Source organism: Blattabacteriaceae bacterium (genome assembly GCA_036390115.1).
In the GTDB taxonomy this organism is placed as follows: Bacteria; Bacteroidota; Bacteroidia; order Flavobacteriales; family Blattabacteriaceae; genus DASQPV01.
This window is the reverse complement of sequence record DASWCM010000003.1, coordinates 1-24,204: the sequence shown is the minus strand read 5'-3', so window position 1 is coordinate 24,204 and position 24,204 is coordinate 1. Positions and strand designations below refer to the sequence as shown.

Sequence of the window (24,204 nt, the reverse complement as noted above, 5' to 3'; positions counted from 1 at the left end):
TATATGACGTTTAAAGTTACCAATAAAGCAATAAAAGAAACCGTATTTTTGAAAGACGGAAGGGTTCTTACAATAGAAGCAGAGTTCTTAGCTAGAAGAGCAGATGGATCTGTTGTAGTTCGTATGGGAAATACAATCCTTTTAGCAACAGTAGCAATAGGAGATAAAATTGAAGAGCATAAAGAAAATTATTTTCCTTTGAAAGTTTCATATAGAGAAAAATATTATGCAGGAGGTAAAATTCCAAGCGGATTTGTTAAAAGAGAAGGGAGACCCTCTAACGAAGAAATATTAACCATGCGTTTAGTTGATAGGGTACTTCGCCCATTATTACCGAAAAACTTTTCAAAAGCGATTCAGGTAATGATTACTCTTCTATCTTATGGAGAAGGGGAGGTTTTACCTGATAGTCTAGCAGGTTTAGCTGCTTCTGCGGCTCTAATTATATCTGGGGTACCATTCAATGGGCCTATATCAGAAGTACGTATTATTAAAAATAATGGTAAATTTATTCTAAATCCTATAATTGAGCATATTGAAAAATTGGATATGGATTTGGTCATAGGGGCATCTAAAGATGCTATTGTTATGATAGATGGAGAAATGAAAGAAATTTATGAAGAACATTTTCTACAAGCCCTTAAAGAAGCTCATGAATATGTTAAAATTCAGATAGAAGCCCAACACAGATTATTACAGAAAATAAAACCTAAAAAAAAATATTATTCTTATTATATAAACAATAAGAATTTTTTTGAAGAAAAAATAAAAAATAGGCTTTATGAGTTTTCATACGAGGAAATTAGAAATATTTCTAAAAGTTTCTTAGGGAAGAAAAAGAGATCTAGGAAATATGAAAAAGTTTTAAAAGCTTTTAAAAAGCTTCTAACTGAAGAACTTTATGAAAGAAAAGAAATCTGTATAAAAAAATATTTTAATGATATAAAAAGACAAGTTGTTCGTTTTTTGATACTAAAAAATTATATTCGTATTGATGGAAGAACCCTGAAACAAATTCGTCCAATATGGAGCTTAGTCAATTATCTTCCAAACGTGCATGGGTCTGCGCTTTTTACTAGAGGAGATACTCAATCTCTAGTAACGGTAACTTTAGGTTCTTCCATTGATGTTAACAGAATTGATAGTGCAGTTTTAGAAAATAGAGAAAAATTTTATCTACATTATAATTTCCCTCCATTTTCTACTGGAGATATTAGGCAAATACTAGGCGTTTCTCGAAGAGAGATTGGGCATGGAATCTTAGCACAGAGAGCTTTAAATAGCATCATTCCAAATGAAAATCCATATACTATTAGGTTAGTTTCGGATACACTTGAATCAGATGGGTCTTCTTCTATGGCTTCTGTTTGTTCTGGAACCTTAGCATTAATGGATGCTGGTATTTCTATTAAAAAGCCAGTAGCTGGAATTTCTATGGGATTCGTTTATGACGAAATAACAAACGAAGGGGTAATAATTTCAGATCTTTTAAGTGAGGAAGATTATTTTGGGGATATGGATTTTAAAATTGCAGGAACAAAATTTGGGGTAACAGCATGCCAAATGGATATTAAGAATAGAGGAGTTCCTTATAATATTTTAGAAAAAGTTCTCTTTCAGGCTAGAGAGGGAAGGTTGCAAATTTTTCAAAAAATTATAGAAACTCTTCCAGTTTCAAGAAAAAATCTTAAAGATAGTGCGCCAAAAATTATTTATTTGGATATTCCAAAAGATTTCATTGGTTCGGTAATAGGTTCAGGCGGAAAAGTCATTCAAGAAATACAGGAGTATACAGATACTTCTATTTCTATAGAAGAAAAAGGAGGAGTTGGATTAGTAGAAGTTTTTGGAAAAAATTTTAATAAAATTCATAAAGCAATTGATATTATAAAGTCTATTACTTTTTTTCCAAAAATAGGGGGTATTTACAAGGCAAAAGTAAAATCAATTAAAGATTTTGGGGCTTTTGTTGAATTAGCTAAAGGAGTGGAAGGATTACTACATATTTCTGAAATTGATAATAAAAGATTGAATAAAGTAGAAAATGTTCTAAAAATTGGAGATGAAATCAAAGTAAAATTGATAGGAATTGATGGAAAAAAAATTAAACTTTCTAGAAAAGTACTTCTACCTCAGAGCATAAAAGAGTCCTATGTTGAATAGATCTTTAAATTAAAAATATAAATTAAATATGAGACAACTTAAAATTACCAGGCAAGGAACTAATTGGGATTCCGAATCTTTAGATAAATATCTTAAAGATATTGGTAAAATCCGTCTTCTATCCCCCAAAAAAGAAAGAGAATTTGCTAGATCAATTAAAGATATTTCTAATAAACGAGTAATTAAAACTGCTTATCAAAGACTTATTGAAGCTAATTTACGCTTTGTGGTATCTGTTGCTAAGAAGTATCAAAATCAAGGTCTTTCTTTGGGAGATATCATTAATGAAGGAAATTTAGGCCTTCTAAAAGCTGCTTCTCGTTTTGATCATACAAAAGGGTTTAAATTCATCTCTTATGCGGTTTGGTGGATTCGCCAATCTATTATGCAAGCTATTGCAGAACTGTCTCGCTGCGTTCGTCAGCCTACCAATAAAATAGGATTATTAAACAAAATTAATAAGACAGCAACTCATTTAGAGCAAAAACTTCAAAGAACCCCTTCCATAAGAGAAATTGCAGAAAATTTAAATATTCTTGAAAAATCTGTAGAAGATTCTATAAAAAATTCTGTACGTCAAATTTCTATGGATGCTCCATTAGTAGATAGAGAAGATGCTAATCTATACGATGTAATTAGACACGAAGAATATACTAGACCAGATAGATCTCTAGATCAAGAATATCTACGCAAAGATATTGAAAGAGCGTTAAATTCAACACTTAATGATCGTGAAAGGCTCGTTATAACTTTACACTTTGGTCTTGGAGGGTCCCCTCCAATGACCTTAGAAGAAGTAGGAAAGGTATGCTCTTTGACAAGAGAACGTATTAGACAAATTGAAACTTGTGGATTGAAAAAATTAAGACATTCTTCAGTAATAAATTTGCTTGTTCCTTATTTAGGTGACTAAATTATTTTTTCTTTTAGTACGAAAGAATTTTTGTAAAATGTCTTTACATTCTTTTTCCATTATTCCTTTCGTAATCCTTGTTCTAGGATGTAACAAATGCCTTTCATTTATCATTTTTCTTGCTCCAAAGACTACTCTTTTTATTTTTGCCCAAAACAGAGCTCCAGTGCACATAAAACATGGTTCTAAAGTTACATAAATGGTACATTTTTGTAAATATTTACCTTCTATTTTAGAAGCTAAAATAATTGACTGCATTTCAGCATGAGCTGTCACATTGCTTAATCTTTCCACAAGGTTATGTGCTTTTGTGATAATTTTTCCGTTTCTAACAATTACAGCCCCAATAGGAACCTCGTCCTTTTCAAAAGCACATTTAGCTTCTTTCAAAGCTATATTCATAAAGTAAAAATCAGGCGAAAAAATCATTTTATTGTTAAAATAACAGATTCATAATCGTTTAATATTTTATATTTAGTTAAAATCTCTTTAACTCTAAGACTATCTCCTATGTCAAGATCCGTAATATCTAATTCTATATAATTAGGCATTTTTTCAGGAAGAGCTCTTATTTTAAGATTTTTTAAAAAAATGGTTATTTTACCTCCCTTACCTATTCCCAGAGAACGACCTATAATTTTTATAGGGACTTCTAATTCAATTTTTTGACCTTCCAATAATTTTGAAAAATCTGCATGTAAAATAGTATCAGATACTGGATGGAATTGGATCTCCTTTAGAATTGATCTAATTTTTTTCTTCTCCTCTAGAAATTCAAGGAAAACAATGGAAGGATAAATTAACTTTTTAAAGAGTTCTGATTGGACAGAAAATAAAATATTCTCCTTTCCTCCATAAAGGACACAGGGAATTTTTCCATAATTTAACAAAATTTTTCTGGCTTTTTTCCCTAAATTTTTTCTATTTTCTACTTGAATTATTATTGTATTCATAAGTTTTTTTTTAATTGGAAGTTAATGGTTCTTTTTTCTATATTAACCTCTTCTACTTTTACTAGAACCCTTTGTCCTAAATGGTAGCTACGTCCGTATTTTTCACCTATAACTCTGTATTTAGGAGAATAAAATTCATAATTATCATCCTTCATATTACGAAGAAGTATAATTCCTTCAACTTTTGATAGTTCCAATTCTACAGAAATTCCAAATTCGTTAAATCCAGATATTATTCCTTCAAATTCATTTCCATGAAAACATTCCATGTATTTGACCTGCATGTATTTTATGTAAACTAATTCCACTTCATAAGCTATTTTTTCTTTAGAACTGCAATGTTCTGCTTTTTTTTCGTATATCTCTTTTGATGGAGATTTTCCATTTTTTAAATAGATATCTAATAAACGATGGGCCATAATATCGGAATATCTACGAATAGGAGATGTAAAATGGCTATAATAATAAAAAAATAGACCATAATGTCCAATATTATTTGTCGAATACTTCGCTTTACTCATTGCCTGCATCGCAAAAGTAATAATAATATTTTCCTCTGGTTTATTTTTAACGAATTCTAATAAAGAATTCATTGAATAAGCCATCGTTTTACTATTTCTTAGATTTATTGTATATCCCAATGTTTTTATTATTTTCTTTAATACTAACAATTTTTCTGAGTTGGGTTTATCATGAACTCTATAAATGTAAGGGCTTAACTTTTTGATACTTACAAATTCTGATACCTTTTTATTTGCTAATAGCATTAATTCTTCAATAAGAAAATTTGCCATTTTGTTTTTTTTTAAAAAAATTTTTTTAGTATTATGGTGTCCATCTAAAATAAATTTAATTTCTGCTTTATTAAAGTTTATAGATCCTCTATCTAATCGTTCTTTTCTTAATTTTTTGGCTAATTTTTCTATAATAATAATTTCATCATAGAAAGTTCCGTAAGGTTTTTCTATTATTTCTTGCACTTCTTCATAAGTAAATCTTTTGTCTGACTTTATAATGGTTTTTCCAAACCAACTTTTTAAAAGTTTAGCTTTTTTGTTAATTTCATATTCAAATATGGCAGAAAAACAAAGTCTTTCTTTATCTGGAAGAAGAGACCAAAAATGGTTAGATAAAATTTTTGGGAACATTGGAACTATAAAATCTACAAAATAAATTGATGTAGCACGTTTAGAAGCTTCCATGTCAAGGAAACTTCCTTCTATAAGATAATAAGAAACATCAGAAATATGTACTCCTATTTCCCAAGTCTTTTCTCCAAGTTTTTTTAATGATAGAGCGTCGTCAAAGTCTTTTGCATCAAATGGGTCTACGGTAAAAGTTATTTCTGATCTAAAGTCTCTTCGAAGTCTTATTTCTTCTAAACTAATTTTTTCTGGTATTTTTTTTGATTTTATTTCAACTTTATCTGCAACTGGCCATCCATATTCTATTAATATAGCAGAAATTTCTGTTTTCTTAAATCCAGAAACCCCTAATATTTCTATAATATTCCCTCTAGGATGGGTAGAGATTGTTTCCCAATAAACAATCTCTACAATAACCTTATCTTTATTCTTTGCTTTATTAAGATTTTTTTTTTTAATAAAAATATCTACGTAAATATAATTATTATCTACCTGTACAAATCCATAAGATGCTGTTTTAGCTAAACTTAACGTACCTAAATAATATTTTTTTTTAATCTCAATATCAAGAGTATATACTACTTTACCTTCAGGTCTATTTTTTTTTTTTATTTTTACGATAACCTTATCTCCTCCTAAAGCTTGTTCCGTTTTTTTTTTTGGAATAAAAATATATTTTTCAATACCATATACACTTACAAAGGCATATCCAAAATGGGTAATGTTAATCCTACCTACATCCATTTTTTTTTAGCTGATAGTTCATCATATGAATAAAAATACTTTATAAATTTTTGTTAAAAGTTTTTAAAAAAAAAAAAACGGAACAAGCTTGATTATGTTCCAAACAAATGATATATTATATCATATAAAAAATAAAAAATATGCCAAACGGTAGAAAAAGAAAAAGAAGAAAAATTGCAACTCATAAAAGAAAAAAAAGGAGTAGGCTAAATAGACAGAAAAAGAAGAAATAGGGCTGTATGCGGGTGTGGTGAAATTGGTAGACACGCTAGATTTAGGATCTGGTGCTTAGATGCTTGGGGGTTCGAATCCCTTCACCCGCACATTTATTTTATACACCCTAAATACCAAGTTCTTTTTTAACATTTTTTGTTATATTAGGGCCCCTATTCACTAAAACACATTTTCCAGTACTACAATCAAGTACTCTAATTATGCTTTTATCTTTTTCCATAACTCTATTAATAGCATTTTCCATTTTTTTATAGAGTGGATCCATAAGAGCTTTTTGTTTTTGATTGAAGGCATCAAAAGCAATTCTTTGATAAGCTTCTCCTCTTTTTTGGAGATTTTCCAGTTCTACTTTTAATTCGACAGAATCTGGATCTTCCACAAATTTTTCCATTGTTTTCTGTATTTCTTCTTCTATTTGATCCAAAATATTTTGATGGTACTTCCCAATTTTTACTAATTTTTCTTTTACCTTATCTATTTCTGTAATTCTTTCTAGAATTTCTTCTGTATTTAGACAGACTTCTTTATTTTCTGTATTTAGACATTTTTTAGTTTCTTTTGGTGCTAAATAAATGCAAAATAGAGAAAATAAAAAAATAGAAAAAATCAAAATAATTTTTTTTTTCATATATTCAAATATTTAAAATTCTAAATTAGATTAAAAAAAATAAAAAAGATTAATTACCCAAGGATAAGATGTATTTGCCATTTATGGACGTTTTCTGTTTTTTGATCTAAACCATATCCAAAATCAACGCCTAAAGTACCAAAAATTGGGAAAAAAGTTCTGAATCCAAATCCAAAAGATTTTTTTAGTTGAAATGTTTTATAAAAATTATAATGAGAGGAAACATTTCCCCCTTCCAAAAAACCTAATAACCAAATTATTCCATATTCATTCCTAAGAATAGGGTAACGAACTTCCATAAGAATTCTATTATAAAATAATCCCCCTATTTTAGGAGAAATTCCTCCAAATATTCCTGGATTAGGATATCCTCTCAAAGGAGTATAATCTTTACCACTTTTAAGATTAGAGGATTCATTTCCTCCAATGAAAAATCTTTGGAATGAGGGTATCTCTTTATATTTATTGTAGTTCATTAAATATCCGAACTCTCCTCCAGTTTTTAACACAAATTTTTGTAGAAAACTCTTATACCAATAAGTTTTAAGTTTTATTTTTAAATATTCCACCCATTTTTGGGTATATTTATTTTTTTTTCTCTGGAAAAGAGAATATGGAAGAGTAAAAACAGTTGTCATGTCAAATTCTGACCCACCTACCTTAAAAATAGGATCTGGTACAGAGGATATTCTATTCAATGAAAATGAATATCTCAAGTCATGGATTACCCTTACTTTGGATAAATCTTTGAAAGCCCATTCTTCTCCATAAGAATAATGGGAATAATTATAATTAACAAAAGCTGTCCAAGAAAAATAATCGTCTGGCCATTTTAACCTCCTAGATATTCCAGATGAAAATCCAATATTTTTATTTTTTTCTGGTTGAAAATCATCTTTTTTATTTAGATGATTAACATCCTTCACTATTTTAGTTTTATAATTTTGTGAATAGTTTCCTTCAAAGTAAAAAGAAGTTGGAAAATACTTTCCTATCCAAGGGTCAGTAAAAGAAAATCCATAATTTTGAAAATTTTTAGAAACTTGAGCAGATAAGGATAACCTTTGTCCATCTCCTTCTGGAAAGAGATGATAAAATCTTTTTTTAAGAAAATTCTCTAAAGAGAGATTATTTAAATAAATATTTAAATTTCCTATCAACTGATTCCCTACATATCCACCTTGTATTTTAAATTTACCAGATACTTTTTCCTTTAGTTTCCATTCAAGATCTACAGTATTTTTATTCTTTTTTTCTATAAAAAATGGGAAAATATTATTATTGTCAAAAATTCCTAACCTTGTTAAATGTAAAAAGGTTTGTTTTATATTTCTTTCAGAAAATACATCTCCAGGAATAGTTTTCAGTTCTCTGAGAATAACATGATCTTTAGTTACAAAATTTCCAGAAAAAGTAATTCTGTCAAAAAAAGTTAATCTTCCTTCTTCTATCCTAACTTCTACATAAACTTTATGATCTTTAACAGATTTTTCTACTGTAAAAACCTTAGAGAAATAATACCCTTTATTTAAATAAAGAGAATAAATACTAGATTCGTTTTTTTGGTCTTCTGTACTTTCTATTATACCAATAGGATTATAAGGATCTCCCTTTTCAAAATTCAATAATTTTTTTAATTGTTTTTTTTCGAATACCGTATTACCGATAAACGAAACATCTCCTATTAGATATCTTTTACCTTCATAAAGCTTTATTTTTAGCAAAAAATTTTTTTCATCTAATCTCAAAATAGATTTTGATACTATATGTGCATCTAGAAATCCCAAAGATTGGTATTTATCGATAATATCTTTTTCAACTTCTGTAACAGAAGTTGATTTCTTTTTATTCAAGATATCTAATAATTTAACTTTTTTTTTTATTGAACTAACAAGTTCTTCACTTGATACCTTTTTATTCCCTTCCAAAAAAATTTTTTTTATCCTTATTCCAGGTCCTTTTTGTACATGAAGCTTTTTTAAAGCTTCTTTATTCCTATTTTCAGGATGTACAAATACGATTACATAGGGAAATCCCTTTTTTATATAATCATTTCGGATGTCTTTTTTAAGAGAACTAAGAAAATCTCCATTTATTTTACTACCAATTTTAACATTAAATTTTTGTATGTTTGACCTGTAAATCCCAGTTCCTTTTAAATCAGAGAGCTTATCTACTTCTTCGATAAGAATTTTCAAAAAAATTTTTTTTCCCTTTATTTTTTCCACAAAAATAAAGATATTTTTTAAAAGATTAGTCTTCCAAAGATCTTTTATAAAATCATTAATTTTTTTTCCTTTTATTTCCTTACCTATTTTAGAGTAAATTATGTTAATAACTTTTTTTTTAACATAATTTCGATAAACTCCTTTTATCTTAACCCCAGATAAGATGTAAGTACTCTCTTTTTTATATTTATCCCCATATCCTATGGAAGGCAATATAAAAAATAATAAACATAAAAAAAAATTATATAGAGTAAATTTCATTCGCTTAGTTAATAGTTGGGATCTAAAAAGCCCTTGAATGTCATAAATTAGGTATTTAAAATAAATTTTGTATCAAAAAAACATCAGAGCATAAGAGGAAAATTTAAAATATTTATTATTTTTTCTTAATGTTTTAAACCTATCTACCCTAGTACCATCTACTCCATTAACAAAATTTTATTTTAGGTTCAATATTCCCAGACCTCTATTGAATTTTTGATTAAAAAAAAACTAAATGAAAAGAGTAATAATTATTAACGGCCCAAATTTAAATCTTTTAGGGAAAAGAGAACCTGATTTTTATGGGGTTGAACGATTTGAAAGTTTTTTCAAAAAACTGAAAAAGAAATATTTCTCTGGTATAGAGATTATTTCTCGTCAGAGTAACCACGAAGGAAGTATTGTGGATTTACTACAAGAAGTTGGATTTTCTACAGAAGTAGGTATTGTACTTAATGCAGGAGCTTATACACACACTTCTATTGCTATATCGGATGCTATACGATCCATACCAGCTAAGGTAATAGAAGTCCATATGACAAATATTTATGCAAGAGAACCTTACAGAAAACAATCATTCATCTCTTCTGTGTGTGATGGAAGTATTTGTGGTTTTGGTTTACGCTCATACGAGTTAGCTATTATGGCTTTAATCTAAAAAATCTAAAATGTTTATGTTCGTATGATAAATATACTTAAGTATATCTTCTCTTCCTTGTTTTGTTTTAGAAGAAGTTTTAAACAAAATAGGAGAAATCTTCCATTCATTAATAAGAATTCTTTTATATCGCTCAATATTCTTCTGGCAAAGGTTTTTATTTACTTTATCTGTTTTGGTAAAAACCAGACAAAAAGGTATTTGGTTTTGACCTAACCATCTCATAAAACTTATATCGATATTTTTAGGTGGAAATCTATTATCAATCAAATTGAATAAGCATAAAAGGGTTCTTCTTTTTAAGATATAATCAAAAATTGATTGGTGAAAATTAAATCTCTCTTTTTTAGAGACTTTAGAAGAACCATATCCAGGTAGATCTACCAATATCCACTTTTTATCTACGATATAATGATTAATTAATCTTGTTTTACCTGGATAAGAAGATGTTCTAGCTAAATTTTTTCTATTTAGGATCATATTGATTAAACTAGATTTTCCTACATTAGATCTTCCAGAGAAGGCATATTCCGCTAAATTAAATAATGGAATTTTTGATAATTTTTGACTGCTTGATATAAATTTTACACTATGGATATTATAATCTATCATATTTTTTAAATATTATACAAACATTATGTCCTCCGAATCCAAAATTATTACACAAACTAATGTTTAGGGTTCTTTTTTGAGCTTTTTTAGGCGTTAAATTTAACCTAGTATCGATTTCTTCATCAATTTCTGAAAGATTAATCGTAGGAGGAATTATGCCTTTTGAAAGGGGTAATATAGAAGCTACGGATTCTATAGCACCTGAAGCTCCAAGTAAATGTCCCGTCATAGATTTTGTTGAATTAATATTTATATTAAAAACGCTTTTTCCAAAAACATCTTTAATAGCTCTTATCTCAGAAAGATCTCCTAAGTAAGTAGAAGGTCCATGCGCATTGATATGTTCAACTTCTGATGGTTTAATTTTTGCATCATCTATAGCATTTTTGATAGCATGGATAATTCCAAGACTCAAAGGATGTGGAGCTGTTATATGATGTGCATCAGAAGAAATTCCCATACCAGCAATTTCTGCATAAATTTTAGAGTTTCTGCTTTTCGCATGTTCATATTCCTCGAGTACTAGACTTCCAGCTCCTTCTCCCAATACAAAGCCATCACGTTTTTTATCAAAAGGACGTGAAGCACTTTTGTGTTTTTCATTTTTTGTAGAAATAGCATTTAGAGCGTTAAACCCCCCTATACACGTTTCTGTGATAGCTGATTCAGATCCTCCAGTAATAATAACATCTGTTTTTCCTAATTGGAGGATATTAAATGCATGGAAAAGTGCATTTGCTGAAGATGTACAAGAGGAAACAGTTGCATAACTTGGACCGAGAAGTCCATGTTTTATTGACAGAAAAATAGAAGTGATATCTTTCATTGTTTTAGGAATGAAAAATGGACTATACAGTCCATTTTTAAGTAAGTGACATTCGGACGAAGTCCCCATTCCTGATCCCCAAATAACTCCAATACGTTCTCTATTTTCTTTAGAAAAATCTAACCCACTGTCTTTAATTGCCTCTTCCGAGGCAATAATTCCATATTGAGTACAGGAATCTAATTTTCTAATTTCTTTCTTAGAAAAGAAATTTTCTGGAAAGTATCCCTTAATAGAACATGCAAATCTAGTTTTTAAATTACTAGTATCAAAATATTTGATTAAATCAACCCCGTTCTCTCCTTTAACAAGAGAGAACCAGAAATCTTCTACATTATTTCCAATAGGGGAAAGTATTCCTAACCCAGTAACAACTACTCTTTTTAAATGGGGCATTTTAAATCTTTCTTAATAAGACTATTCACATAAAATACAATATCCTTTATCCTAAAGATAGATTCCACATATTCGTCAGAAATTTTAATATGAAACTCTTCTTCAAGAGTCATAATTAATTCTATATAGTCTAAAGAATCTAGACCTAAATCTTTTATTAGAGAACTTTCTAGGGGAAGTTCATCAATTCCTAATTTTTTTGCTAAAATATCCTTTACTCTTGATTCTATGTTATTCATACTGTCTGTATTAAGATGTACTTTACAATAATATCAAATTCCAAATTAACTCCTCTTTTTTCAGAAGTATATGGAATAACAACTACACTAAAAAAAAATTTTTTTATTATCCAGTTAGGCTAACTCCATTAATCGTGACTGATCCCAGTATCACTACTATTTTTAGTATGGACTCAATAGATTCACACTCCCTAGAACGTTCTAAATTTATCACTAATAAATATAAAGAGTCCAGCATTTACTGGATATTTTTTCTCCATTATGTGGAATAAAGTTTTAAATTTAAACCAGATTATACACAGTTATGTAAATAAATATTTTATTAATATCGATACAATGCCTAACTCCACTAAACATACAGTAGTACAGTTACTTCCTTCACCAGCAATGATATACTGCAAGTTTTTATACTTTGTAGAACTTCTTTTACACGTCGCACATTCAGGGCTGAGAATTCTTTAAGATGAGTCTAGAGTGAAGGATAAATTCCCAAAGAAGAGAGAAAGTACAGTTGTTGCATCAAGATGAGAAAATGTTGTAGCATTAGCAGGAACGTAAATTGCTTGTACAGATGTAATGGCCCATTTAAGATGCTAGTGTGGGTTTATAGCCAACAGCTGAAGGATAACCAGCTTGAGTAAAACGAAAAATGTTATCGATAAAGAAAAGCACGTCTATTCCTTTATTTTTTTTTACAGTATCTAAAATATTCTGCAAGGGTTAATCCAGATAAAACTACACGAGCTCTGGCTACAGAAGGCCAAAAACAAAAGTTGCTTTAGATTTTTTCAAGGCATCTTGATCTACTTTGCCCATTTACCTTTTTTCAGGTATTTTATTAATTCATCTCCTGATTCAATCATTTCACGGAGTAAATCATTTCCTTCTCTAGTTCTTTCTCCAACTCCAGCAAATACAGAAATGTAAACCGTCCAGCTCCACACACTATAAGGGTTATAAAATCAATAACCTTTATTCCACCTATTTTGTGGGGTAAAGTTATTCTAATTTTGCGTTACTCGTTACTTAGATCCATCACAACCTTCCATATAGTCAGTATAATCCATAGATATGCACATTACACAATGTGCTTTCCATAGGAAGTTTTTTACCGTAAAAACCCTAAACTTCTAGGGCTTCATAAATTTTAGGAATAAATGAAGTCTTTTCAAAGATTACATCAATTACAGGTCCAATAATTTTCCCTTTTGGCTAAGCATTTTAAGTTTTTTAATTTTGTAAAATACATTCTGTAATGAAGTCTCCAACTTCCTCAGTTCCTAGAGGTGAGGAAGCTTCAATATCTTTAGTTACCATTTTTTTGTCAATAGAATATTTTACTGACTTGTATATTTCTTTCCCTTCTTTAAAAAGCCCAAAATGATCCAGCATCATTGCTACAGAAAGTATACTAGCTATAGGATTTGCGATATTTTTCCCTGCAGCTTGAGGGTATGATCCGTGTATAGGTTCAAACAGGGAGACTTTTTCCCCTATAGATGCAGATGGTAAAAGCCCAATGGATCCCCCTATAAGACTAGCTTCATCTGATAAAATATCTCCAAACATATTTTCCGTTAAAATTACATCAAACCTTTCAGGATTTATAATAAGTTGCATAGCAGCATTATCGATAAATAGAAAATCCAACTGGATTTGACGATAATTTTTGCTCATTTTTTTTATAGTTTCTCTCCATAACCTAGAGGTTTCTAACACATTTGCTTTATCAATTAAAGTAAGTTTTTTACGTCTTTTTAGTCCAGCTTCGAATGCTGCTCGTCCTATTCGTTCAATTTCTCTTACAGAGTAGACGCAATGATCGTAAGCTACATGTCCATCAATGGATCGTCCCTTTTTTCCAAAGTAGATGCCACTAGTTAATTCTCTATATATGACAAAATCAATATTTCCATAAGTCTGAATCTTTCTAAGTGGAGGCATAGAGGGATAAACTTTTATGGGTCTTATATTACAGTATAATCCCATTATTTTTCTTAGCCTGAGTAATCCTTCTTCAGGTCTTACCTTTGCTTTGGGATTATCGTCATATTTAGGATTACCTATCGTACCAAAAATAATAGCATCTGATTTTGAGCAAATATCTAAAGTTGCTGTAGGTAAGGGATCTCCAGTTTCATCTATAGCAGATGCACCTACAAAACCTTCAAGATATTTGAAAGTATGACCAAATTTTTTTTCAATAGCATTTAAAACTTTACGTGCTTGTTTGATTACTTCTGGACCTATTCCATCTCCCGCTAGAACAGCAATATTTTTTTCCATTATTTGAAATTTTCAAAAAAATCAACTTCTTTTTTAAGATTTGCTAAATATTCTATATCTTCATATCCTACAATAAAACAAGTTTTCTTGTAGTAATTTATATTAAATTTTTCTGTATGATTTTCTAAAAAAACATTTTGATTTTCCAAATCAACGGAAATAATGGATTTTGGATATTTAATAACAGTTTCAAAAATATTTTTTAAAAAAATTTCAGAAATCTCTATTGTAAGAAGACCATTATTTAGAGCATTTTCTTTAAAAATGTCTGCAAAAACACTTGAAATAACTACTCTAAATCCATAATCAAGGATAGCCCAAATTGCATGTTCTCGGCTTGAGCCACATCCTAAATTTCTTCCAGAAATTAGAATTTTCCCTCCATAAAGGGAATTATTTAATACAAAGTCAGGATTAAAACGCCAATCTCGAAAAAGATTTTTTCCAAACCCTTCTTTAGAAGTATTTTTTAAAAATCTTGCAGGTATAATTTGATCTGTATCAATATTTTCTATAGGTATAGGTACAGCCGTACTCCTAAGTAGTCGGAATTTTTCCATTATGGAAAATATTATTCTTTTTTAAAAATTCATCAATATCAACAATTTTTCCTTCTATAGCAATAATAGCTGCTACCAAAGGACTTGTTAGTAACGTTCTAGAACCTAGACCTTGCCTACCTTCAAAATTTCTATTTGAAGTGGAAACACAATATTCACCTGAAGGTATTTTATCTCCATTCATACCAATACAGGCTGAACATCCTGCTTGTCTAAGTTCAAATCCAGATTCTTTTAGGATTTTATTCAATCCTTCTTTTTTTGCTTGATAATAAACTTTTTTAGATCCTGGTACAATCATTGCTTGAACATGATTAGCTTTTTTTCTACCCTTTACTACTTTAGCGAAAAGTCGGAGGTCCTCTATGCGAGAATTAGTACAACTTCCCATAAATACATGTTTTATCCGTTTCCCTATAAGAGATTCCCCTATTTTTAATCCCATATATCTTAGAGATTTTTCCAATTCTTTTTTAGAAAAGTTCGTTTTGGGTATTTTTTCATTTATTTTTATACCCATGCTAGGATTTGTTCCGTAAGTAATCATCGGTCTAATATTTTTAGCATCAAAAATGTATTCATAATCAAAAATTGCCCATTTATCAGTTAAAAGGGTTTTCCAATATGAAATAGATTTTTTTAAAACTCCTCTTTTAGGAGAAAATTTTTTACTTTTTATATATTTAAAAGTAGTCTCATCTGGAGAGACTAAACCTCCTTTTGCCCCCATTTCTATACTCATATTACATACAGTCATTCTACCTTCCATACTCATTTCTTCAAAAAGAGGTCCAGAATATTCTACGAAATAACCTGTACCACCAAAATAACCCAATTTGGAAATAATATATAGAATGACATCTTTTTGGGTCCCACTTTTTCTAAGAAAACCCTCTGCAAGAAAACGCATTTGTTTAGGTTTATTCTGCAGAATACATTGACTAGCCATTACCATAGCTATTTGACTCGTACCTATTCCAAAAGAAATACTGCCAAAAGCTCCATGAGTAGAAGTGTGACTATCTCCACAGACTATAGTCATTCCAGGTAGAGTTAACCCCAATTCTGGACCTATTACGTGAACTATTCCTTGATATCGAGTACCTACACCATAAAACTGAATTCCATGTTTCCTACAATTTTTTGACAGAGTATTCACTTGTTTTTTTGCTAAGGGATCTTTAATTTGTAAATTTTGATTCGTAGTAGGAACGTTATGGTCTGTAGTTGCAATAATCTTCTTTGGTCTAAAGATGGTAAGATTCCTTTCTTTTACCTCATTAAAAGCCTGAGGGCTTGTTACCTCATGTATATAATGTATATCTATATATAAAATGTAGATATCCCCTTCTATATTTTTTACGGTGTGAGCATCCCAAATTTTGTCAAAAAGTGTTTTTCCCATAACTTTTAATCTTTTTCAGATTCAGAGATGTCAACGGTATTTTTTTTATCATCTTTATAAGATCTTTATCCGAAATTTCTTTTTTATTATCAGCTTCTTTAAGAAAAAGAGAGTAAAGATTATCCAAATCTTTTTTTTGGGTAAAATATCCAAGTTTTCTACATCGATAAGCTAATGCAGCACGGCCACTTCTAGCCGTTAATATTATGGAAGATTTTTCAACACCTACTTCTTTAGGATTTATAACTTCGTAAGTTTCCCGTTTTTTAAGAACACCATCTTGGTGAATCCCAGATGAATGAGAAAAAGCATTTCTTCCAACAATAGCTTTATTAGCTTGTACATAAATTCCTGTGTACTTACAGATCAGTTTACTTGTTGGAAATATAAATTTTGTATTAATATTAGTGGAAAAACCTAAATGGTTATGTTGTTTCATTATCATTACGATTTCTCCTAAATCTGTATTTCCTGCTCTCTCTCCTATTCCGTTAATTGTACATTCAATTTGATCAGCTCCATTAATTATTCCATACAAGGAATTTGCAGTAGCTACCCCAAGGTCATTATGACAATGCGTGGAAATGGTTACTCTATGAATTCCTTTAACATTTTCTTTTAAAAATCGTATTTTTTCTCCATACTCTTCAGGAAGACAATATCCTGTTGTATCTGGTATATTTAATACGGTAGAACCAGCTTTAATAGCTAATTCGCAAACTTTAGCAAGAAATTCATTTTCTGTTCTACCCGCATCCTCTGCGTAAAATTCTACATCTTCAACAAAGCTCTTAGCATACTTAATAGCTCCAATAGCTCTTTCCAGAATATCACCTGGGGTGCTATTGAATTTGTATTTTATGTGCCAATTAGATGTTCCTATTCCTGTATGGATTCTTGGATTTATAGCCTTTTTTAGAGCAGAAGCAGCAACTTCTATATCTTTCTTTTTTGCTCGAGTAAGCGCACATATTACTGGTTTTGTAATATTTTTACAAATTTCTTCTACAGATTTAAAATCACCTGGACTAGAAATAGGAAACCCAGCTTCTATAATATCCACTCCTAAAAATTCTAGTTGTTGAGCTATTCGAATTTTTTCGTAGGTATTTAATTTACACCCAGGAATCTGTTCTCCATCTCGTAAAGTAGTATCAAAAATTTTTATTTTTTTCATTAAGTCAAAAACTTACTCTTTTACTAAGTTGAGCTTCGTATGCCTTCCAATCTAGAATAGGGAGCTACTTTAGATTTTATAGCAGCTAAAGCAGTATCTGCAGTAACATTGTTATCAAACGGGTATCAAGTGGTTTGGGTATAATATATTCTTTTCCAAAGAAAAGATTCTTATTATAAGCAACTTTTGCTTTATTTGTAATAAAGCAAAAGATTCTTATTATAAGCAACTTTTGCTTTATTTGTAACAGATTCTTTAGCTAGAGAAGCGAGAGATTGGATGGCAGCAAGTTTCATTGCTTCGTTAATTTTCTTAGCATGAACATCTAAAGCTACTCTAAATAGATAAGGAAATGCGAATACGTTATTCACTTGATTGGGATAATCACTACGCCCTGTTGCTGGGATTATATCTGTCTTGTTTTAACAGCTAATTCATATTCTATTTCAGGAGAAGGATTAGCGCAAGCAAAAACAATAGGATTTTCAGACATCTTCAAAAGCATCTTTACTGTAAGAGAAACAGAAAAAATATCTGCTCCTTTAATTGCTTATTCTAAGGTTTTTAGAGACGCATCAACTGCGAATTATTGCTTTTCTTTGGTTAAGTCTTTTCTGGAACTTTGCCCTTTGCTATATAACATAATAATGTTTTCCCAAGTTTTTAATAAATTCTAGCACAAGCTATTGCAGCAGCACCTGCTCCATTAATGACATTTTCACATTTTTTATGTTTCTATTTGTCAATTCCAAAGAATTTATTAACGCTGCCCCAGAGATTGTTGCTGTTCCATGTTGGTCGGAATGGATGATTGGTATATCAATATCATTCTTTAGTTTTTCTTCAATTTTAAAAGCTTCTGGAGCTTTAATATCTTCAAGATTTATTACACCAAAAGTAGGTGATATAGCTTTTATTACTTGTACAAATTTTTCTGTATCTCTATCATTAATTTATATATCGAAAACATCAATACCAGCGAAGATTTTGAATAATAAACCCTTTCCTTACATTACAGGTTTAGGCCTAATACAGCTGTTACGTTATAAATTACAGCGATTACTTTAGCTGTGTATTTATAAATATTATTCATATTTTTTGCTATTTCCAATGAATAGCAACGCCTGTAGAGGAAGCAAGAGATAATTCTTTTTGACTACCATACTACTTTGTTGGAGAAATCTGTATTTTCCCAGATGTAAATTTTTCATTATATTCTAAAGCTTCTTTTTGTAATTTTTGGTTCATTTATCTTTTATAAAATAAACATAGCTGGCCTGTAGCTACTATCATTGTTGGATTATTTTTACTACCGTTATTAGAGAATAAAGAAAAATATTTTCTTCAATACCTTCTCTAAGCCCAAGAATAGATATTGAATAAAAAAAAATTTTAATATTTATCTAAATCTTGATAAGTTTTTTTTAAAAATTTTCCTAGAAAAAAAAACTAACCAGTTAAACTATCTAAATAGCCTGTACCTAAATTATAGGTTATATCGTATATACTTAGCCAGAAAATTGTTATTATTCCTAAACAAATTGGAAAATCAATATTGATACATTTATTTTTAAAAGTAAAGTATGCTGATTGGAAATAATTTGCATAATAAAAAAATAGTACTGGAAAAGATAGGATTAACATTAATATTCTAAAAAAATATTTGTTTTCGATTAGCCATTTATCTCCATATCCTATATATTCAGGGATAGCTAATAGCATAATATTTACAAGGAAAAAAAAAATAAAAATCTATTTGATAGATCAGTTTTTTATAGAATTATATATTGATTTTTCATTAAAATTTGGAGTATAACCAAGTTTCCTAAGAAAATAAGCTAATTTGCTTAATGGTAGTTCTTTCTTATTGAAAAGAACACAGATCTTTTTGGTTGTAAAATTTACCGTTGATTGTATAATTCCAGTATGGAGTTTGGGTAAACTTTCAATAATCCATATACAGGAACTACAATGGATTGATGTAACAGATAATCTAATCAAAGTAATTTTATCGTTTCAAAATCAACCAGTTTTCTATAATTTTTTCGAAAAATAAATAAAATATATTTATATTATTTTTTTTTTTTTATTAGTAATCATACCTGTATGAGCATTAAGCTCATAAAACTTATTAAGTTTATGATACTGCAAAATTTTAGAAATTTCTTTCTTATTTAAGAAGATTACACCCACAATGAAAACAGGTTTTTTCACGCATTTTTAAAATAAATATTAATAGGAATCCCTTTTAAAAAACTGAAATACCCCCGTAATTTATTTTCTAAGAATCTCTTATAGGAATCTTTAACATATTTTGGATTATTAGAAATAAAAACAAATCTCATTTTGGAGAATTGAGTACAATATTTTACTTTAATTTGTTTTCCATTAACTTTTGGAGGAGGATTATTGAAAATAATCGGTAAAAACAAATCATTTAAAACTTTTGTTTTTATCTTTCTTTTACAATTTTCATTAATTCTCATTAATTCTTCCATTATTTTTAATATCTCCTTCTTCTCTTTAGAGAAAGCTGAAAAAAAAAAGATAGGAATATCCTCAAAATAGGAGATTTTTTCTTTTATTTTTTTTTCATTTTTTTTTTTTTCTATTTTTTCAATCAAATCCCATTTATTAACAATAACAATAAATCCTTTTCCGTTCTTTTTAAGAATTCTAAGAATATTCATATCTTGTTTTTCCCATCCACTAACAGCATCAATTACCAATAAACAAACAGTGGATCGTTCTATCGCCCTTATCGTTCTAAGAATAGAATAAAATTCTAAATCTTCGTTTATTTTTGAATTTTTTCTAATACCTGCCGTATCTGTTAAAACACATTCAATTCCAAATTTTTGATAAAATGTATCAATGCTATTTCTAGTAGTTCCAGAACTATTCGTAATTAGAGCTCTTTCTTCCCCTAAAAAAGTGTTAATAATTGTAGATTTTCCTACATTTGGGCGACCAACTATAGCAAATTTTTTTAAATATTTTGTTTCTCTTTTAGAAATTTTTGAAAATATTTTTGTTAGCTTATCGAGAAAATCGCCTGTACCCCAGCCGTTTAATGATGATATACAAAAATAATTACTGAATCCTAATTTCTGAAATTCAAGTGAATGGTAAATATATTTTTTAGAATCTACTTTATTGATTATTAAAAATACTTGTTTTTTAGATTTTCTAAGTAATTTAGCTATTTCTAAATCTAGATTTGTTAGTCCATCCATAATATCTACAACAAATAAAATTATATCTGCCTCTTCAATTGCCAGATACACTTGTTTTTTTATTTTTTTTTCTATAATTTCTTTACTAAGAGTATATCCTCCTGTATCCACGATGATAAAGCTTATACCGTTCCATTCAGAAAATCCATAATCTCTATCTCTTGTTACACCACTTTTTTCATTCACAATAGATTTATTATGGCCAATTATTCTATTGAATAAACTTGATTTTCCTACATTTGAACGACCAACTATAACTGCAATAAAATTCATTTTTCAGATATAAATTAGTTTTAATATATGCATATAAAAAATTTATTTTGAATAGAAAACTCTCTCCAATGGATTTAAGGTAATTTTGCATAAGGATAGCCCTTGGTTGTAATATCATTGTTATACATGTTGGATCTAAAAATGAATTGGAAGGTCGTAGAGGATTCGCACATTTTTCGAACATTTGATGTTTTAATGTTCGAAAAATATTAATAGAGGAGAGACTTGTAATGAGTAATGGTGGCCTTACGAATGCCTTATACTACTCCTGATGAAACTTTTTCCTATGATATTTTACCATCTAATGATATTGCTTTAGGTTTCTGTTATAATCAGAACGTATGATGAATGCTAAAATTGATAAAAAAAAGTATAGATATACAACGTAAAGTGGTAAAAGAGTAAAAAAAATTAAGTATAGAGAACCTTGCTCTCTTCTCTACTTGAAGAAGTACCTAAACATCTTTTAAAAAAGCATCCATATAGGACTAGGTTTAGACAATCCTCATAAATGGATTCTATAAATTTTTATTAAACTTTTTATATTTCTAACAATGCTGTTTTAGTTCTTTCTGGAGAAAATTGATTTTAAATCAACATAAAAAATGATAGACTATCCCTAAACCCATTACCGTTTTAGCAATTAAAGAAGAATTTATTTACGAAGAAATCTTTCCCATTTGCTATTAAAAAAACGTAGTTGTTCCATCGCTAGTTTTTGCTTATCGAACTCCTGCTAGGATTAATAAAGACACTAAAGTTATTGATATAATACAGAAATTGCTTTCTATAGGAGAAAGTTCTCGTTTAAAAAACGTTGTTAAAATAAATTAGCTGCTAATGCAGCTTCATTTTTTAAGTCAATGGAGGGTGCAATAAAAAATACTGGAGTAGACTTAGATATTCTAGAGCATTATATGAATAAATATAAAAAAATGAAGGAATTAGCATAAGAGAACTAGAAAAAGTAGTTAATAACTTAGAAAGATAATTTTTTAATAAATTAAACTATGTTGGGAATAACTGAAAGTCTATCTTTTTTCCATATGCATTTTTAGAATGCATAAAGAATAAATACTTCTTTACAAGAATATAAACAAATAAAAGTGGAATACGTAAAAATAGTTGCGATTAAATATTTTAATAAGTCTCAACGTCTTAATATTAAAATTTTAGGTCCTAAATAATTTTATTATGTTAAATATTTTAACATTCGAAGAAGTAAAACAATTCTCATTAGAGAATGGATTAAAAATTATTATTTGAGAAAATCATCAATTTCCTATAGTTTATGTTAATTTACTGTTTGATAGAGTATTATTTTACGAAGGAAATAAATCTGGTTGTACATGCTTCGATCTGGAACCAAAAATAGTACTAAAGAGTACAAAATATTGGATTTATTGGAACTAAATTTTCTGCATCATTTGATTAAATATCCATTTATTCTATTCCTTCTCGATAATGAGAGATGTACTATTTAATCCTATTTTTAATAATACTAAAGAGTTTGAAAAGATAATTGGACAAAAAATTGTCTATTTAAAAATAAATGAAAAAAATCCCCATACTATCGCAAAACGGGTTCAGAGAGTTTTGTTTTTTGCCATCCTTTTGGATAAATTAAAACTATTGATAGTTTAAATAATATTAAAGATTTCGATGGTTTTTCTCGTTCCTATATTAAACCTAATGTAGCTTATTTAATTTTCATAGGAGATATTAATCTAGAAAAGGCTAAAAAAATAAGTGAAAAGTATTTTTACTTATTAAGTATTTCTCCTACTTTTGATAAAAAGTATGATACGCCTCCATTACTTTCTAAAACTGCAATTGGACTTGTAGATATTCCTTATGTGAATCAATAACCCATTTTGGGTGGGAATAAAGTAGATTTTAGAAAAAATACTTTTGATTATTTATCAGCTTTACTAGCTAACAGTGTAGATTATTTTTAAATATAAGTAAAGGATGTGCATAGAATGTATGCTCTAATCTTATTCCAAACATATTAGTTCATTTTATGTTTACACTCAAGTAAGGTCATAAGTTACTGCATAAGCAGTAACCCGTAACTTATGAAGAACTTCAAAATTATAAAAAAGAAAAAATTGGGTATAGGTTTAGAATATCTCTCTGTTAGAGCAAAATTTACTCTATATGAGCTTAGGTCCCTATTGGGGAAATTATTTAAAATATCTTCAGTAAGTTACATCTTTAGATGTTAAGAATGCAGCGAATAAATACATTCCTACTGAAAACTTTTGGAGTTTAATAGTTGTAGATGTTAATAAACTTCTGGAATAAGTTGGACAACTAGGTTATCCAATATTTTTCTTGGATGAATTAGGTTCTATATGATTAATTTAGAAAAACTTGTTCTTTTTTACTTAAAAGAGATTCCAGATCCTGAAATTCAGGTAAATATTTATGATTTAGGTCTTGTTTATGATATTCAGGTAAGTCAAAATCTTGAAGTAAAAATTTTGATAACTCTTACGACATATAATTGTCCTATGATTGAAACTTTACCTCTTGAAATTGAAAAAAAAATTAAAACTATTGAAAAAATTAGATCAGTAAAACTGGATCTTACCTTTGATCCAAAATGGAGTATGGAAATGATTAGTGAAAATGCTAGAGTAGCATTGGGAATATTATTTTAACAAAATTAGATCTGCAAAAGATCTTTAAAAGCTCCATCTCAGAGAGATTATATGGAGCATAAAATTCTTTATTTTTCTGAAAGAATGAATATCGTATCTATGATTTTTCATGGTAATATTTTAGAATTCTCCCCATGAAAAATGATCCAATTATACTTGGACTTATTGGAAGAGTTCCAATTTTTTTCTAAAATTGGAACTATTAAATAGTTATTTAATGTCTGTTTTTTATGAACAAAAAATAATTCTTGGTATTTAGCTTATAAATTTATTGAGGAGCTTCATCTTTATCAAAGAATATATGGAAAAAAAGTTTTTATTTAAACTCTAAAAATTAGAGCGTAAATACTTTATAATAGATTTAATCTATTATATAGAATAATTTATTTTTATTTTAGGAGTATTCTAGCTTTTACTAAAATTTTTTTTAGGGGCCTTTATGGCTTAAGTATTTATTTTTCTTGGTTTTTGTTTCCAATTTTTATTTATCATACATTTGTATTTATTTTGCGATGGATATTTCTAGTCATGCACATTGAACGCTGTTTATATTTACTGTTCAATGTTCCTTTCAGTTTTTTTTTTTTTTCTATAATTCCTT

General features: G+C 28.7%; 18 protein-coding genes, 1 tRNA gene and 2 pseudogenes. 5 read left to right on the top strand and 16 right to left on the bottom strand.

Annotated features, from left to right (window positions below):
- Window positions 1–3: 3 nt before the first annotated feature.
- Together VF849_00295 and VF849_00290 are read left to right on the top strand one after the other, a co-directional pair.
- Complete coding sequence (locus tag VF849_00295) at window positions 4–2,163, top strand: polyribonucleotide nucleotidyltransferase (protein HEX9232489.1); 2,160 nt, start codon at window positions 4–6, stop codon at window positions 2,161–2,163.
- A 28-nt stretch (window positions 2,164–2,191) separates the two neighbouring features.
- A complete protein-coding gene (locus VF849_00290; protein ID HEX9232488.1) occupies window positions 2,192–3,076 on the top strand; it encodes an RNA polymerase sigma factor RpoD/SigA in 885 nt (294 codons plus the stop codon).
- On the opposite strand, the gene VF849_00285 is transcribed toward VF849_00290, so the two are convergent.
- From VF849_00285 to VF849_00275, 3 genes are read right to left on the bottom strand one after another with little or no spacing between them, the layout of a single operon-like run.
- The gene (locus VF849_00285; GenBank protein HEX9232487.1) at window positions 3,065–3,505 is read right to left on the bottom strand and encodes a nucleoside deaminase; all 441 of its coding nucleotides are present in this window, start codon (window positions 3,503–3,505) and stop codon (window positions 3,065–3,067) included. The genes VF849_00290 and VF849_00285 overlap by 12 nt on opposite strands.
- Complete coding sequence (locus VF849_00280) at window positions 3,502–4,029, bottom strand: 50S ribosomal protein L25 (protein ID HEX9232486.1); 528 nt, start codon at window positions 4,027–4,029, stop codon at window positions 3,502–3,504. The genes VF849_00285 and VF849_00280 overlap by 4 nt, the downstream gene beginning before the upstream one ends.
- Window positions 4,026–5,918 carry a VacB/RNase II family 3'-5' exoribonuclease gene (locus VF849_00275; protein HEX9232485.1) on the bottom strand — a complete coding sequence of 631 codons (1,893 nt, stop codon included), beginning with the start codon at window positions 5,916–5,918 and terminating at the stop codon, window positions 4,026–4,028. Before VF849_00275 ends, VF849_00280 begins: the two co-directional genes overlap by 4 nt.
- Window positions 5,919–6,159: 241 nt before the next feature.
- Here VF849_00275 and VF849_00270 point away from each other — a divergent pair.
- Window positions 6,160–6,241, top strand: a tRNA-Leu gene (locus VF849_00270).
- A gap of 17 nt (window positions 6,242–6,258) precedes the next feature.
- Here the strand turns inward: VF849_00270 and VF849_00265 are convergent.
- Both VF849_00265 and VF849_00260 read right to left on the bottom strand, forming a co-directional pair.
- Window positions 6,259–6,780: an OmpH family outer membrane protein gene (locus tag VF849_00265; GenBank protein ID HEX9232484.1), complete on the bottom strand. Its 522-nt coding sequence runs from the start codon at window positions 6,778–6,780 to the stop codon at window positions 6,259–6,261.
- Window positions 6,781–6,833: 53 nt separating this feature from the next.
- Entirely contained in the window at window positions 6,834–9,269 is a 2,436-nt protein-coding gene (locus tag VF849_00260; protein HEX9232483.1) for a POTRA domain-containing protein, read from the bottom strand.
- Window positions 9,270–9,504: 235 nt separating this feature from the next.
- On the opposite strand from VF849_00260, the gene VF849_00255 reads away from it, so the two are divergent.
- Entirely contained in the window at window positions 9,505–9,927 is a 423-nt protein-coding gene (locus tag VF849_00255) for a type II 3-dehydroquinate dehydratase (protein ID HEX9232482.1), read from the top strand.
- Here the strand turns inward: VF849_00255 and yihA are convergent.
- From yihA to der, 11 genes and pseudogenes are all read right to left on the bottom strand, one after another.
- A complete protein-coding gene (gene yihA / locus VF849_00250) occupies window positions 9,919–10,539 on the bottom strand; it encodes a ribosome biogenesis GTP-binding protein YihA/YsxC (protein ID HEX9232481.1) in 621 nt (206 codons plus the stop codon). The two genes, VF849_00255 and yihA, sit on opposite strands and share 9 nt — an antisense overlap.
- A complete protein-coding gene (fabF, locus tag VF849_00245; protein HEX9232480.1) occupies window positions 10,526–11,761 on the bottom strand; it encodes a beta-ketoacyl-ACP synthase II in 1,236 nt (411 codons plus the stop codon). Before fabF ends, yihA begins: the two co-directional genes overlap by 14 nt.
- On the bottom strand, window positions 11,749–12,000 hold the full coding sequence (locus tag VF849_00240) for an acyl carrier protein (protein HEX9232479.1): 252 nt from the start codon (window positions 11,998–12,000) through the stop codon (window positions 11,749–11,751). Before VF849_00240 ends, fabF begins: the two co-directional genes overlap by 13 nt.
- A gap of 500 nt (window positions 12,001–12,500) precedes the next feature.
- A pseudogene (locus VF849_00235) lies at window positions 12,501–12,923 on the bottom strand (F0F1 ATP synthase subunit beta).
- 307 nt (window positions 12,924–13,230) lie between these two features.
- Window positions 13,231–14,286 (bottom strand): 3-isopropylmalate dehydrogenase, encoded by a 1,056-nt coding sequence (gene leuB, locus VF849_00230; protein HEX9232478.1) that lies wholly within the window; start codon window positions 14,284–14,286, stop codon window positions 13,231–13,233.
- Complete coding sequence (gene leuD, locus VF849_00225; GenBank protein HEX9232477.1) at window positions 14,286–14,846, bottom strand: 3-isopropylmalate dehydratase small subunit; 561 nt, start codon at window positions 14,844–14,846, stop codon at window positions 14,286–14,288. Before leuD ends, leuB begins: the two co-directional genes overlap by 1 nt.
- Window positions 14,824–16,251, bottom strand: coding sequence for a 3-isopropylmalate dehydratase large subunit (gene leuC / locus VF849_00220; protein HEX9232476.1), 1,428 nt, complete (start codon window positions 16,249–16,251; stop codon window positions 14,824–14,826). The genes leuD and leuC overlap by 23 nt, the downstream gene beginning before the upstream one ends.
- The gene (locus tag VF849_00215; GenBank protein ID HEX9232475.1) at window positions 16,232–17,428 is read right to left on the bottom strand and encodes a 2-isopropylmalate synthase; all 1,197 of its coding nucleotides are present in this window, start codon (window positions 17,426–17,428) and stop codon (window positions 16,232–16,234) included. The genes leuC and VF849_00215 overlap by 20 nt, the downstream gene beginning before the upstream one ends.
- Window positions 17,429–17,531: 103 nt before the next feature.
- A pseudogene (locus VF849_00210) lies at window positions 17,532–18,676 on the bottom strand (malic enzyme-like NAD(P)-binding protein).
- 516 nt (window positions 18,677–19,192) lie between these two features.
- Window positions 19,193–19,429: a hypothetical protein gene (locus VF849_00205; GenBank protein ID HEX9232474.1), complete on the bottom strand. Its 237-nt coding sequence runs from the start codon at window positions 19,427–19,429 to the stop codon at window positions 19,193–19,195.
- Window positions 19,430–19,638: 209 nt separating this feature from the next.
- Window positions 19,639–20,937, bottom strand: coding sequence for a ribosome biogenesis GTPase Der (der, locus tag VF849_00200; protein HEX9232473.1), 1,299 nt, complete (start codon window positions 20,935–20,937; stop codon window positions 19,639–19,641).
- 2,357 nt (window positions 20,938–23,294) lie between these two features.
- On the opposite strand from der, the gene VF849_00195 reads away from it, so the two are divergent.
- Entirely contained in the window at window positions 23,295–23,603 is a 309-nt protein-coding gene (locus VF849_00195) for an iron-sulfur cluster assembly protein (protein HEX9232472.1), read from the top strand.
- The last annotated feature ends 601 nt before the right edge of the window (window positions 23,604–24,204 follow it).